The following is a 14,233-nucleotide window of genomic DNA, read 5'->3' on the forward strand; positions in this document are numbered from 1 at the left end:
TGGCTCCTTGAGGATCCGGTATCGGTGGTGCCGGTCGTGCCCGTCAGTATCGCCCCACCGACCATCCTGACTTGCCGGTACGCCCGGCGCATGTCCGGGTTGTCCGGCGTGGCGTACGCAAGTACGGACCACGGACCCCACCTGCCTCAGCCGATCCGCAACTGCGGCGTATTCCTGCTGCCTTGAGATGCAGGGCGGCCGATTGCCGTCTTGTCATGGCCTGTTCGCGGCGCTTACTTTTGGCCCTCCTGACGCATGTCGAGGGGGATCTCCATGGCCGTACGCGGCCGGCACCGCCGGTATCAGCCGAACAGGATCAACCGCGCCTCACTCACCGTCACCGCGGGCAGCGCGGGAATGGCGATCCCGCTGATCGGTGCCGGCACCGCCCACGCGGCCGACGTGTCGACCTGGAACAAGGTCGCCGCCTGCGAGTCCAGCGGCAACTGGAGCATCAACACCGGCAACGGCTTCTACGGTGGGCTGCAGTTCACCCAGTCCACCTGGGAGGCCTACGGCGGCCGGGCGTACGCCCGCCGCGCCGACCTGGCCACCAAGGACCAGCAGATAGCCGTCGCCGAGAAGGTCCTCGACGGACAGGGGCCGCGCGCCTGGCCGGTGTGCTCGGCACAGGCCGGGCTGTCCCGCGGCGGCGGCACCCCGGACGTCCACACGGAGAGCGCCGGAACGAAGAGCGCGAAGAGCACGAAGAAGACGTCGGTGAAGGACGTCCAGCCGCATACCACGCCCCAGTCGCGGGCGGGTACGGCCGAGATGTACACCGTGGTGCGCGGCGACAGCCTCTCCGAGATCGCCGAGACCGAGCACGTCACGGGCGGCTGGCGGCGGCTGTACGACGCCAACCGCCCGACGATCGGGGCCGATCCGGACCTGATCCTGCCCGGCCAGCGGCTGCAGCTGCGGGGCAAGGCCCCGGCCACCCACACCGACGCCAAGTCCCCGACCCAGAAGGCCTCTTCGACAACCGAGAAGCACACCGGGAAGCACACCGGGAAGAAGGAGAAGGCGCCCACCCGCCACGCTCGGGTCGCCCCGGTGAACGGCCCGATCGGCACCGGGTACCACGTGCCGGGCTCCTCCTGGTCGAAGGGCTACCACACCGGCGTCGACTTCCCCGTCCCCACCGGCACCTCGGTGAAGGCGGTCGCCGCGGGCGAGGTCGTGACCGCCGGCTGGGGCGGCTCCTACGGCTACCAGGTGGTGATCCGGCACTCCGACGGCCGCTACACGCAGTACGGCCACCTGTCGGCGATCTCGGTTCGGGCCGGGCAGATCGTGAGCCCCGGCCAGCGCATCGGCCGGTCGGGGTCCACGGGCAACGCGACGGGCCCGCATCTGCACTTCGAGGTGCGGACGGGGCCCGGCTTCGGTTCCGACATCGACCCTCTCGCCTATCTCAGGGCCGGAGGCGTCAGGATTTGACGCGCACCCGGTGCCGGTCGATGGCCGGCGCCGGGATGTAGGAGCCTCCGTAGAACGGGCCGTAGAAGCGGTAGCGGGCAGGGTCGAGCGAGAGCTCGTCCGTCTCGTCGTAGGCGACCTCCAGGACCGTGGGGCCCACCTGCGCCGGGACGAGGAGTTCCGCGGTGAGCAGCTCCTCCTCGACGGGCGTGGGCTCCGGCTCGGCGGCCGGTTCGGTCTCGGCGGTGTGGGCGAGCCGCTCCGTGGTCAGCAGGATCAGACCGCCCGCCGCCACCACACCGCAGCTCAGCGCGAGAGCGGTGCCGGTGGTGCCGTAACGGAAGGTCTCGCCGAACATCGTGATGCCGACCGCGGCCGCCACCACCGGGTTGACGACCGTCAGCGTGGCCAGCGGGGCCGCGAGGCCCGCGCCGCGGTAGGAGGCCTGGGACAGCAGCATGCCGGCCGTGGCGAACACGCCGATGACGGCGAGGGACGGCACGTCGGACACGCTCACGCCGTCGCTCCAGTCGACCGCGACGGTCTTGGTGAACACCGAGGACATGCCGAACGCGATACCGGACCCGGTCGCCAGCAGCATGCTGCGCACCGCCGGGTGCCGGTGGGCGGCCCGGCCCGCGATCATCAGGGCCACGACCACACCGCCGGTGACCACGGCCACCGCAACCCGCTGGGCCGTGTCCAGCGACTGCCCCTCGGACGCGCCGACCAGGGCCAGCAGGCCGGCGAGGCCCACGGTCGCCATGATCGCGCCCCGCCAGGCGGTCGCACCGGCCCGGCGGCCCACGAACAGCGCCGCCATCGGCAGTGCGAACACGATGGTCAGGGCGCCCAGGGGCTGCACCAGGCTGAGCGGGCCGCAGGCCAGCGCCACCACGTGCAGCAGACCGCCGAGGCCGTTGAGCGCCACCGCGGCCCACCAGGACGGCCGGCGCAGCGGCGCGTACTGCTCGCCGGGCGAGGACACCGCCACGCGCTCCTGCACGATCGCCCCGCCGGCGTAGGCGACGGCGGAGACGAGGGAGAGGAGCACGGACAACGCGAGGGCACTCATCGGTTGCTCCTCTGCGTGTGGCGGGGGCGGTTACCCCTGCGCGGCGAACGGTCGGCCTTCATAGCCAACACGATGCCCTGTCGATCTGTTCCCGTCGTCGTCCCTGAGCACGCAATGGGTCCTACTGCCGATGGAGTACGAATCGGGCACCGTCATCCCCAGGGTGGGCGACACGGGGTGGACACCCCTGGAAGCCGCCCCCTAGGGGCCTTGGTACTACTGCTCTTCGTGGACCTCGACCCCGAACTCGCCGCTCTGAGACCGCTCGGCGGCTTCTTCGTACTGAACACGGGCGGAGCGCTGCCTTCCGCTCTGCCCACACTAGCTCGGACATACGAGAACCGACCGACGGAGACCTACGGCAATCCACTCACCTTCCGGGTCGAGAAGGTCGCGGCCGCGCTGCGCGCCCCGGAGCCTCGGGTGGCGGCCTCCGTGTTCCAGCAGGGACTCGCGGCCCGGCTGTGGTCGGTGACGCTCGGCTGCGCCCTCGCGTACGGCGCCGTCCCGGACCTGGACCCCGCGCTGCTGCGCTGGGACCCCGACGCGAGTGCCCCCGACGACCTGTGGCTGTCCGAGGTCCGCCCACTGCCCGCCGACCCGGAGACCGCCGCCGGCGTCGTCCTGCACGGCCACCTCGAACCCCTGGCCGAGGCGCTGCGCTCCCACTACCGCGTCGCCCCGGGCCTGCTGTGGGGCAACGCCGCCTCCGCCCTCGTCGGCACCGCCCGGCAGCTGGGCCCCGCGGCCCGCCCCCTCACCGCCGCACTCCTCGCCCACCCCCTCCTGTCGGGCACCGGCACCCTCACCGGCGCCGCCTTCCGCCGCCGCAGCTGCTGCCTGTACTACCGGGTGCCCGGCGGGGGCGTGTGCGGTGACTGTTGCTTCACACGACCGCCGCGCCCTTCCGCGCGCGGCGCATCTGGGTGACCATGAAGGAACTGGTCGCCGAGGCAAGGGGTATCGGGTGCGTGTGGGACTGCTGACCCGGGAGTTCCCCCCGGACGTGTACGGCGGCGCGGGCGTCCATGTGGAGTTCCTCGCCCGGGAGCTGACCCCCCTGGTCGACCTGGAGGTGCACTGCTGGGGAGAGGGCCGCGGAGTGGGCGTCGTACGCCACCGCCCCTGGGCCGCCCTGGACACCGCCAACGACGCGCTGCGCACCTTCTCCGTGGACCTCGCCATGGCCGCCGGCCTGGAGGGCCGCGAGCTGGTGCACTCCCACACCTGGTACGCCAACCTCGGCGGCCACCTCGCGAAGATGCTCCACGGCGTGCCCCACGTCATGACTGCGCACTCGCTGGAGCCCCTGCGCCCCTGGAAGGCCGAGCAGCTCGGCGGCGGATACGCCCTGTCCAGCTGGGCCGAGCGCACCGCGATCGAGTCCGCCGACGCCGTGATCGCCGTCTCCGGCGCCATGCGGGAGGACATCCTCGGCTGCTATCCGGCGCTGGATCCGGCCAAGGTCCACATCGTGCACAACGGCATCGACACCACGCTGTACCGCCCCGACCACGGCACCGACGTGCTGAGCCGCATCGGCCTGGACACCGGGCGCCCGTACATCCTCTTCGTCGGCCGCATCACCCGCCAGAAGGGCGTGCCGCACCTGCTGCGGGCCGTGCGGGACATCGACCCGGGCGTGCAGGTCGTGCTGTGCGCGGGGGCGCCGGACACCCCGGAGATCGACCGTGAGTTCCGTGAGCTGTACGAGGAGCTGAGCCGGGTCCGCGACCATGTGCACTGGATTCCGCAGATGCTGCCGCGTCCCGACGTGATCCAGCTCCTCACCCATGCGGCCGCCTTCGTGTGCCCCTCGGTGTACGAGCCCCTCGGCATCGTGAACCTGGAGGCGATGGCCTGCGGCACCCCCGTCGTGGCCTCCCGGGTCGGCGGCATCCCCGAGGTCGTGGACGACGGCCGGACGGGGGTACTCGTCACCGTGGACGACGATTTCGAGGCCTCTCTCGCGCGGGCCCTGGATTCGGTGGTCGGCGACCCGGAGGCGGCACGGCGGATGGGCGAGGCGGGGCGCGAGCGTGCGGTGGTCGAGTTCGGCTGGGACGCCGTCGCCCGCCGTACGGTCCGCCTCTATGAGGAGATCCTGAAACAGGAATAGAACGAACGGGATCTCCTCGAGCAGGCTTACTCCGCCCTGGGCAGGGGCAGGGATGGATCAACCACGGTGAGGGGAGCGACCATGCGTCGTGGCGGACCTTCGGTGCTCGGGATCGTGCTGGCGGGCGGAGAAGGCAAGCGCCTTATGCCCCTGACGGCGGATCGCGCGAAACCAGCGGTCACCTTCGGCGGTACGTACCGCCTTGTCGACTTCGTGCTGTCCAATCTCGTCAACGGCGACATCCTGCGCGTCTGTGTGCTGACGCAGTACAAGTCGCACTCGCTGGACCGGCACATCACCACCACGTGGCGGATGTCGAGCCTGCTCGGCAACTACGTCACGCCGGTCCCGGCCCAGCAGCGGCTGGGCCCGCACTGGTACCTGGGCAGCGCGGACGCCATCCTTCAGTCGCTGAACCTGGTGCACGACGAGAGCCCCGAGTACGTGGTGGTCTTCGGCGCCGACCACGTGTACCGCATGGACCCGCGCCAGATGCTCGCCCAGCACATCGAGTCCGGGGCGGGTGTGACGGTGGCCGGCATCCGGGTGCCGCGCTCGGAGTCCTCGCAGTTCGGCGTGATCACGCCCGGCTCGGACGGGCTGACGGTGGAGAGATTCCTGGAGAAGCCCGCCGACCCGCCCGGCCTCGCCGACGACCCGGAGTGCGTCTTCGCCTCCATGGGCAACTACATCTTCACCACCAAGGCCCTGATCGAGGCCCTGCAGCGGGACGCCGAGGACGAGAACTCGGTGCACGACATGGGCGGCTCGATCCTGCCCCAGCTCACCGAGAGGGGCGAGGCCCAGCTCTACGACTTCAGCGCCAACCACGTGCCCGGCGAGACCACCCGCGACCGCGGCTACTGGCGCGACGTGGGCACCCTCGACGCGTACTACGACGCCCACATGGACCTCATCGCCGAGCGCCCCGCCTTCAACCTCTACAACCGGCAGTGGCCCATCTACACCCACTCCAACCAGCTCTCCCCGGCTCGCTTCAACGCGGGCGGCATGGCCAGTGAGTCGATCATCAGCGCCGGCTGCCTGATCCGCGGCCAGGTCACCCGTTCCGTGCTGTCGCCGGGCGTCCTGGTGGACCCGGGCGCGGTCGTCCAGGGCTCGATCCTGCACGACAACGTCCACATCGGGCGCGGCGCGGTGGTGCGCGGGGCGGTGCTGGACAAGAACGTCGAGGTGCCCCCGGGCGCGACCATCGGCGTCAACCCGGAGCGGGACGCGGAACTGTACACGGTCTCCAAGGGCGGCGTGATCGCGCTCGGCAAGGGACAGGTGGTGTCGTAGCCGAGCAGGTCTCCCGCAGGCGCTCGGATCAGCCCCGGCCCACATCGACGGCCGGGGCTGTTGTCATGTCGGCTGTTGTCATGTCCCTGGACGCAAAGCGGAATCCGTGTTGTCATGCCAACTGCTGTCCATGACAACGTTGTTATGGGAGGGTTCCGTGCACGCCAGACGCCTCAGAGACAGGCTCGCGTTACTGCTCGCCGCGGTACTCGGCGCGGTCGGCCTCGTCGCCGCCCCCACCGCCACCGCCGCCGCCGCCGAGGACCCGGTCGAGGTCCACGGTCTGAAGGGCGAGTACTACACCCAGTCCGCCCCCGGCGCCTTCGACTTCCACGAGCTCAAGGCCACCGGCTTCGATCCGAACCTCGACTTCGACAACCTCGAACCACGCCTCGCCTTCACCACCGGTCGGTCCGACGACGTGAGCGTCCGCTGGACCGGAAAGATCGTCCCGGAGAAGACCGGACCGCACACCTTCTCGATCACCGGCGACAACGGCTTCCGCCTCTGGATCGACGGCGCTCTCGTCGTCGACCACTGGGTCGACGACTGGGACCGCGAACAGACCTCGCAGCCCGTCGAGTTGACCGCAGGCAGGGCCTACGACATCAAGCTCGAGTACTTCGAGCACTACGGCGGCTCCAACCTCCACGTGCGCTGGACCGAGCCCGGCAGTGTGAAGGAGGCCGTCCCGCAGTCGGCGTTCCGGCTGCCCGACGGCTGGGACTACGACGGCGCCGTGGCGGCCACCGTCACCGGCACCGGCCGCACCCTCCGGCTGGACTTCGCCCAGCGCCTCGCCGCGCCCCCGGCCGGCCTCACCGACCACCTGACAGCGGTGATCGGCGGTGCCAAGTGGCCTTTGGGGAAAGCGCAGTTGGATCCGGCCGACCCCCGGTCCCTGCTGGTCGCGCTGGAGCAGCCCGTCGTCGGCAACAAGACCGGCACCGCCAGCGGTACCGCGGACGTCCGCTACGACGGCGACGGCGGCCTCACCGACCCCGACGGCAACGTTGTCAAGGCGTTCTGGAGCAGCGGCCCAAACCGCTCGGCGTACGAGCTGCGCACGAAGTGGGCCGACCGGGTCGGCCCCGGCAACGCCCACCCCGAGTACCCGCGTCCTCAGCTGACCCGCACCGACTGGCGCAACCTGAACGGCCGGTGGCAGTTCGCCGCGGCGTCGGCGGGCGAGCGGCCGCCGGTCGGCAGGAACCTCGCCGAGCGGATCCTCGTCCCCTACCCCGTCGAGTCCCAGCTCTCCGGCCTCGAACGGCACGAGGACCGCATGTGGTACCGGCGCACCTTCACCGTGCCGGCCGGCTGGAGGATCGGCTCGGGCAAGCGGCTGATGCTCAACTTCGGTGCCGTCGACTGGCGCGCCGAGGTGTACGTCAACGGCGTCAAGGTGACCGAACACCAGGGCGGCTACGACAAGTTCGGCGCCGACGTCACCGACGCGCTGAAGCCCGGCCGCACCCAGGAGCTCATCGTCGGCGTCTACGACCCGACCGACGCGGCCTCCGGCGAGAACCCGCCGCTCGGCAAGCAGCGCCTGGATCCGAGCGGCATCTGGTACACGCCCACCTCGGGCATCTGGCAGACGGTGTGGATGGAGCCCGTCGCGCGCGACCACGTGGACGCGCTGAAGCTCACCCCGGACGTCGCGAACGGCCGGCTCACCGTCGAGGCGCAGGGGGTCCGCGACGGCGTACCCGTCACGGCGACCGCGTACGCCGGACACCGCAAGGTCGCCACGGCCCGCGGCCGCACCGGAGGCCCGCTCACCCTGACCGTCCACGACCCGCACCTGTGGTCCCCCGACGACCCCTTCCTGTACGACCTGAAGGTCACCGTCGGCACCGACCGCGTCGGCAGCTACTTCGGGATGCGCTCGATCTCCGTCGAGAAGGTGAACGGCGTCCCGCGCACCCTCCTCAACGGCAAGCCCGTCTTCATGATGGCCACCCTCGACCAGGGCTTCTGGCCCGACGGCCTCTACACCGCCCCGACCGATGAGGCGCTCGCGTACGACCTGAAGGCGCACAAGCGGCTCGGCTTCAACGCCGTGCGCAAGCACATCAAGGTCGAGCCCGACCGCTGGTTCTACTGGGCCGACCGCCTCGGCCTGCTGGTGTGGCAGGACATGCCCGCGATGACCGCCGGTGTCGATCCGAGCCCGGCCGCCCGCGCCGAGTTCGAGCGCGAGATGAAACAGGTGATCGACGAGCACGTCAGCAGCCCGTCGGTCGTCATGTGGGTCACCTTCAACGAGGGCTGGGGCCAGTACGACATGGCCCGCGTCGCCGACCAGGCCAAGGACTGGGACCCCACCCGCCTGGTCAACTCCATGTCCGGGCTCAACCTCGGGGCCGACGGCGGCACCGGCGACATCATGGACGAGCACGGCTATCCCAGCCCCGCCCTGCCACCCAACCCCGACGGCCGGCGCGCCCTGGTCAGCGGCGAGTACGGCGGCCTGGGCCTCGCGGTGCCCGGACACGCCTGGTCGGTTCAGCAGTCGTACGTCGACGTCGACCCGGCGGCCTACACCGACGACTACCTGGCGAAGCTCGCCGAGGTGCGTGCCCTTGCCTGCCGGGGGAGCAACGGAGCCGTCTACACGCAGATCTCCGACGTCGAGGGCGAGCTGAACGGTCTGCTCACCTACGACCGCCGGGTGCTCAAGCCGGACGCCCAGCGCGTGCGGGCCGCCCAGCAGGCGCTGATCCGCGACGCGTCGCAGCCGAACCCCGCGGGTTGCGCGGCTGACTGACCCGCGGACCCGATCATGCAGACAACGCTGTCTCACGCCCGACGGAGGCTCTACGACATGAGATGGACCCGGCGCCTGCGCCTGTGCACGGCGGGGGTGGTGGCAGCGTCCGCGCTGCTCGCCGCCCCCGCCGCCCGGGCCGCCGAGCCGAGGGACGCCAGGCTCACCGACCTGGTGAACCCGTTCATCGGCACCGAGAACGAAGGCAACACCTTTCCCGGCGCCGCCGTGCCCTTCGGCATGGTGCAACTCTCGCCGGACACCGGGCACAACACCGGCTACGACTACTCCTGGGCCCACATCCGGGGCTTCTCCCTGGTCCACCTGTCAGGCGTCGGCTGCGGCATCGGCGGCGACCTGCCCGTCCTGCCGACCACGGGCGAGGTCACGCAGACGGACTACGCCAAGTACGCCGCCGGCTTCAGCCACGATCACGAGGCGGCGAGCCCCGGCTACTACCGGGTCGGTCTGGACACCGGCATCGACGCGGAACTGACCGCGACCGCGCGCACCGGAGTGCAGCGCTACACCTTCCCCGCCACCGACAAGGCCAACGTCCTGCTGAACGCGGGCCAGTCGCTGCACAAGAAGGGCGCGAGCAAGGTCGAGATCCTCGACGACCACACGGTGCGCACCGCCATCACCGGCAGCGGCTTCTGCCAGGGCACCCGGCCCTACACCGTGTACACCGTCACCCGCTTCGACCGCCCCTTCACCGCCTACGGCACCTGGGACGGCGGCACGGTCACGGCCGGTTCGACCACCGGGGCGGACGGCGCCTACGTCCGCTTCGACACCACCAAGGACCGCACCGTCGAGGCCACCACGGCCCTGTCGTACGTCGACGCGGCCGGCGCGGCGGGCAACCTCCGCGCCGAGGGCGGGCGTTCCTTCGACGCCGTGCGCGAGGCGGCCCGGCGGTCGTGGGAGAACCGGCTGGCGAAGGTGCGGGTGCGGGGCGGCGACGAGACGCTGCGCCGCACCTTCTACTCCTCGCTGTACCGGTCCTTCCTGGCGCCCAACGTCGGCAGCGACGCCGACCGCCGCTACCGGGGCTGGGACCAAGAGGTCCACCGCGCGGAGGGGTTCACGTACTACCAGAACTGGTCGCTGTGGGACACCTACCGCACCCAGTCCCAGCTGCTGTCGCTGCTCGCGCCACGCGAGGCAAGGGACATGGCGATCTCGGTCGTCAAGGTCTCCGAGGACGGCGGCTGGCTGCCCAAGTGGGGCTACGGCACGGTCGAGACGAACATCATGACCGGCGACCCGGTCACCCCGTTCCTGACCAACGCCTACCAGCAGGGGCTGCTCGCCGGGTACGAGGAGCGGGCCTACCGGGCGCTGAGGAAGAACGCCGACGGGGTGCCGCCCGCGGACTCGCCGTCGCTGGGCAGGGAGGCCAACCAGGAGTACATCGCGAACGGCTTCGCCCCGTACGTCAAGGACCGCCCGAAGGCGAAGCCCGGTGACTCGGACTACCACCAGGGCGCCTCGGCCACGCTGGAGTACGCCCTCGCGGACGCGGTGCTCGCCGAGATGGCGCGCGACCTCGGGCACGACGCCGACGCGGCGCGCTACGCGGCCCGCGCCCAGAACTACCGCACCATCTTCGACCCCTCGACCGGCTTCTTCCGCGCCCGGGACGCCTCCGGCGCCTTCACCGGCCCCGCCGACCCGGCGCAGAGCGTGGGCTTCCACGAGGGCACGTCCTGGCAGTACCAGTGGCTGGTGCCGCAGGACCTGCCCGGCATGGTGGACCTGATCGGTGGCGCCCAGGCGGCCGACGAACGCCTCGACTCCTTCTTCGCCTACGACCAGCTGCTGAAGGACCCGGCGAAGACGGCGCGCGAGGTATGGGTCAACGGCCCGTACGACTACTACAACGCCGACAAGTACAACCCGCAGAACGAACCCGATCTCATCGCCCCGTACACCTACCTCTCGACCGGCCGGCCCTGGAAGACCACCGACGTCGTGCACGCGGCGCTGACCCTGTTCACGGACGGCCCGACCGGCATGACCGGAAACGACGACCTCGGCACCATGTCCGCCTGGATGGTCCTGTCGTCGATCGGGATCTTCCCGGTCCAGCCCGGTTACGACACCTGGGGTCTGTCCACGCCGGTCTTCGACCGCGTCGACCTGACCCTGGACCGCCGCTACTACCCGCGCGGCGCCCTGAGCATCACCGCTCCCGGCACCTCCGCCACCGACCGCTACACCCAGTCGGTGCGCACGGACGGAAAGCCGCACGACAGCGCGTACCTGACCACCGGCGATCTGCGCTCGATGCGCAGGCTCTCCTTCACGGTCGGCCCGCGCCCGTCCGAGTGGGGTACGTCACCCCAGGCGGCGCCGCCCGCCCTGAAGTGACCCCAGGCGCCACATGAGTCCCGCCCCTGTCGTGGGGGCGGGACGAGTGGGGGTACTTAATCTGCTGTTAACTGTATGTAGCTTGATTGTACTTGACCGTAATCGCCTGAGGGCGGTTGACTGCTTGCTCACCCGTCGTCGACGCGAGGCAAGCCATTGACATCTGACCTGCTCGCTCCTCTCGACCTGGCGTTCTGGAACATCGAGTCCGCCGAGCACCCCATGCACCTGGGCGCCCTCGGTGTCTTCTCGGCCCACTCGCCCACCGCCGGCGCCCACGCGGCCGACCTGCTCGCGGCCCGCGCCGCCGCGGTGCCCCGGCTGCGCATGCGGATCCGGGACGTGTGGCAGCCGCTGTCCTTCCGGCCACTGGCCTTCGGCGGTGCCACCCGCGAGCCGGACCCCGACTTCGACCCGCTCCACCACGTCAGGCTGCACGCCCCCACCGCCGACTTCCACGCGGCCGCGGGCCGGCTCATGGAGCGCCCGCTGGAGCGCGGCAGGCCACCGTGGGAGGCACACGTGCTGCCCGGCGAGGACGGCGTGTCCTTCGCCGTGCTGTTCAAGTTCCACCACGCCCTGGCCGACGGGCTGCGCGCACTGACCCTCGCCGCCGCCGTGCTGGACCCCATGGACCTGCCCGAGCGCAGGCCGCGGGCCGCGGAGCCCAAGGGCGGCGGCCTGCTGCCCGACGTGCGCCGGCTTCCGGACCTGGTCAGGGGCGCGGTGTCCGACGTGGGCCGGGCCCTGGACATCGGCGCCTCCGTGGCCCTGTCCAGCCTCGCCGCGCGCTCGTCGTCGGCGTTCACCTCCGAGGCCACCGGCACCCGCCGCACCGCGGGCGTCGTCGTCGACCTCGACGACGTGCACCGCATCCGCAAGTCCGAGGGCGGCACCGTCAACGACGTCCTGATCGCGGTCGTCGCCGGCGCACTGCGCCGCTGGCTGGACGAGCGCGGCGACGGCAGCGAGGGCGTGGCGCCGCGCGCCCTGATCCCGGTCTCCAGGCGCCGCCCGCGCACCGCCACCCCCCAGGGCAACCGCCTCTCCGGCTACCTGATACGGCTTCCGGTCGACGACCCCGACCCGCTCGGCCGCCTCGCCACGGTCCGTACCGCCATGGACCGCAACAAGAACGCCGGCCCCAACCGGGGCGCGGGCGCCGTCGCCCTGCTCGCCGACCACGTGCCCCCGCTCGCCCACCGGCTCGGCGGCCCGCTGGTCAGCCAGGCGGCCCGGCTCTGGTTCGACATCCTGGTCACCAGCGTGCCCCTGCCCAGCTTCGGCCTGAAGCTCGGCGGCAACCCGGTCACCGAGGTCTACCCGCTGGCCCCGCTGGCCCGCGGCCAGGCCCTCGCGGTCGCCGTCTCCACCTACCGCGGCCAGGTCCACTACGGCCTCGTCGCCGACGCGGAGGCCGTACCGGACCTGGACCGTCTGGCCGCGGCCCTGACGGCGGAGGTGGAGACACTCATCACTGCCTGCGGGTCCTGAGAGCCTCACGTTTGGAGGACCGGCCCGGCGCTCCGTAAAATCCATCCCTCGACAGGCGGGTGCGATCGGAGCGCCGCTCGGGTGATCAGGGAAACGGCAGCGCGATGACGGTGACAGAGGAAGGTCCGGCGACCACGGACGAGGTCGTGTACGGGCCCGGCATCGACCCGGAGCGGCTCGCCGTCTGCCTGAGCGTGCTGGAGGAACTCGACAAGCTGGAGGTCGACCACCCGGACGCGATCGCCGTGCGCCGCGCCACCGCCGGCGTGTACCGGACGGTCAAGCAGCGCCGCCGCCAGGAGCGCCGGGCCGCCAAGACCGCCCACGACAAGGCGGTCACCGAGGCCACGGCGACCGGCTCCGCCCAGCGCATCGACGACGAGACCGAGGGCCTGCTGCCGTCCTCGCGGACCGAGGAGGGCCGGGTCGCGGGGATACTCCAGCGCCCGCGCTCCTGCTACACCTGCAAGACCCGGTACGTGGAAGTCGACTACTTCTACCACCAGCTCTGTCCCGAGTGCGCTCACCTGAACCGCGACAAGCGCGACGCCCGCGCCGACCTCACCGGCAAGCGCGCCCTGCTCACCGGCGGCCGCGCCAAGATCGGCATGTACATCGCGCTCAGGCTGCTGCGCGACGGCGCCCACACCACGATCACCACGCGCTTCCCCAAGGACGCCATCCGCCGCTTCAAGGCGATGGACGACTCCGCCCAGTGGATGCACCGGCTGGAGGTCGTCGGCATCGACCTGCGCGACCCGGCGCAGGCCGTCGCGCTCGCCGAGCAGGTCGCCGAGGCGGGCCCGCTGGACATCCTCGTCAACAACGCCACGCAGACCGTACGCCGCCTGCCCTCCGCCTACGCCGCCCTGGTCGAGGGGGAGAGCGCCCCGCTGCCCGCCGGCGAGCTGCCCGCCCACCACGTCATCGGCGCCTTCAACTCCGGAGCGGTCGACGGCCTGGCCGCGCTGCCGCTCGGCACCAGCGGCCTCGACGCCCAGCAGGTCGCCGACCTCGCCCTGGTCGCGGGCAACGCCAGCGTCGCCCGGCACCTGGACGGCACCGCCATCGACGCCGGCGGCCTGGTCCCCGACGTCGTCGACAGCAACACCTGGGTGCAGACCATCGAGCAGATCTCGCCGGTGGAGCTGCTGGAGACCCAGCTGTGCAACTACACCGCACCGTTCATCCTGATCAGCAGGTTGCGGCCGACGATGGCCGAGGCCGCGCGCAAGGCGTCCAGCGGGCGGGCGTACGTCGTGAACGTGTCGGCGATGGAGGGCGTCTTCGGCCGCGGCTACAAGGGAGCGGGGCACCCGAACACCAACGCCGCCAAGGCCGCGATGAACATGGTGACGCGGACCAGCGCCCAGGAGATGTTCCAGACCGACGGCATCCTCATGACCTCGGTCGACACCGGCTGGATCACCGACGAACGTCCCCACTTCGACAAGCTGCGCCTGGCCGAGGAGGGCTTCCACGCCCCGCTCGACCTGGTCGACGGGGCTGCGCGGGTCTACGATCCGATTGTGCGCGGCGAGCAGGGCGAGGACCTGTACGGCGTCTTCCTGAAGGACTACGCGCCCGGTAAGTGGTGATCCGCGGATCGAGCGTGTGGCCCGGCGCCACCCGGGAACCCGGACCCTGGTGAACACCGCGCCAGGGAGTGACC

Annotated in this window: 9 protein-coding genes; 8 read left to right on the top strand and 1 reads right to left on the bottom strand. The window is 71.4% G+C overall.

Annotated elements, in window-relative coordinates; all coding sequences use genetic code 11:
• Nucleotides 1-273 precede the first annotated feature (273 nt).
• The gene (locus tag FBY22_RS11865; protein WP_142144844.1) at nt 274-1,443 is read left to right on the top strand and encodes a transglycosylase family protein; all 1,170 of its coding nucleotides are present in this window, start codon (nt 274-276) and stop codon (nt 1,441-1,443) included.
• Here FBY22_RS11865 and FBY22_RS11870 read toward each other — a convergent pair.
• The gene (locus FBY22_RS11870; RefSeq protein WP_142144846.1) at nt 1,433-2,497 is read right to left on the bottom strand and encodes a DMT family transporter; all 1,065 of its coding nucleotides are present in this window, start codon (nt 2,495-2,497) and stop codon (nt 1,433-1,435) included. The two genes, FBY22_RS11865 and FBY22_RS11870, sit on opposite strands and share 11 nt — an antisense overlap.
• 210 nt (nt 2,498-2,707) lie before the next feature.
• On the opposite strand from FBY22_RS11870, the gene FBY22_RS11875 reads away from it, so the two are divergent.
• The 7 genes from FBY22_RS11875 (at nt 2,708) to FBY22_RS11905 (ending at nt 14,159) form a co-directional block, all read left to right on the top strand.
• Nucleotides 2,708-3,427, top strand: coding sequence for a (2Fe-2S)-binding protein (locus FBY22_RS11875; RefSeq protein ID WP_142144848.1), 720 nt, complete (start codon nt 2,708-2,710; stop codon nt 3,425-3,427).
• 37 nt (nt 3,428-3,464) lie between these two features.
• Nucleotides 3,465-4,616: a glycogen synthase gene (glgA, locus tag FBY22_RS11880; protein WP_142144850.1), complete on the top strand. Its 1,152-nt coding sequence runs from the start codon at nt 3,465-3,467 to the stop codon at nt 4,614-4,616.
• Between the two features lie 81 nt (nt 4,617-4,697).
• Nucleotides 4,698-5,918 carry a glucose-1-phosphate adenylyltransferase gene (glgC, locus tag FBY22_RS11885; protein WP_142144852.1) on the top strand — a complete coding sequence of 407 codons (1,221 nt, stop codon included), beginning with the start codon at nt 4,698-4,700 and terminating at the stop codon, nt 5,916-5,918.
• Between the two features lie 157 nt (nt 5,919-6,075).
• Nucleotides 6,076-8,691 (top strand): PA14 domain-containing protein, encoded by a 2,616-nt coding sequence (locus FBY22_RS11890; RefSeq protein WP_142144854.1) that lies wholly within the window; start codon nt 6,076-6,078, stop codon nt 8,689-8,691.
• Between the two features lie 57 nt (nt 8,692-8,748).
• Nucleotides 8,749-11,067, top strand: a complete 2,319-nt coding sequence (locus FBY22_RS11895) for a GH92 family glycosyl hydrolase (protein WP_142144856.1) — start codon at nt 8,749-8,751, stop codon at nt 11,065-11,067.
• Between the two features lie 156 nt (nt 11,068-11,223).
• Nucleotides 11,224-12,561 carry a wax ester/triacylglycerol synthase family O-acyltransferase gene (locus tag FBY22_RS11900; protein WP_142144858.1) on the top strand — a complete coding sequence of 446 codons (1,338 nt, stop codon included), beginning with the start codon at nt 11,224-11,226 and terminating at the stop codon, nt 12,559-12,561.
• A gap of 104 nt (nt 12,562-12,665) precedes the next feature.
• The gene (locus tag FBY22_RS11905; RefSeq protein ID WP_142144860.1) at nt 12,666-14,159 is read left to right on the top strand and encodes an SDR family NAD(P)-dependent oxidoreductase; all 1,494 of its coding nucleotides are present in this window, start codon (nt 12,666-12,668) and stop codon (nt 14,157-14,159) included.
• Nucleotides 14,160-14,233: the final 74 nt, after the last annotated feature.

Origin of the sequence: Streptomyces sp. SLBN-31 (assembly GCF_006715395.1) — a bacterium.
GTDB lineage: Bacteria > Actinomycetota > Actinomycetes > Streptomycetales > Streptomycetaceae > Streptomyces.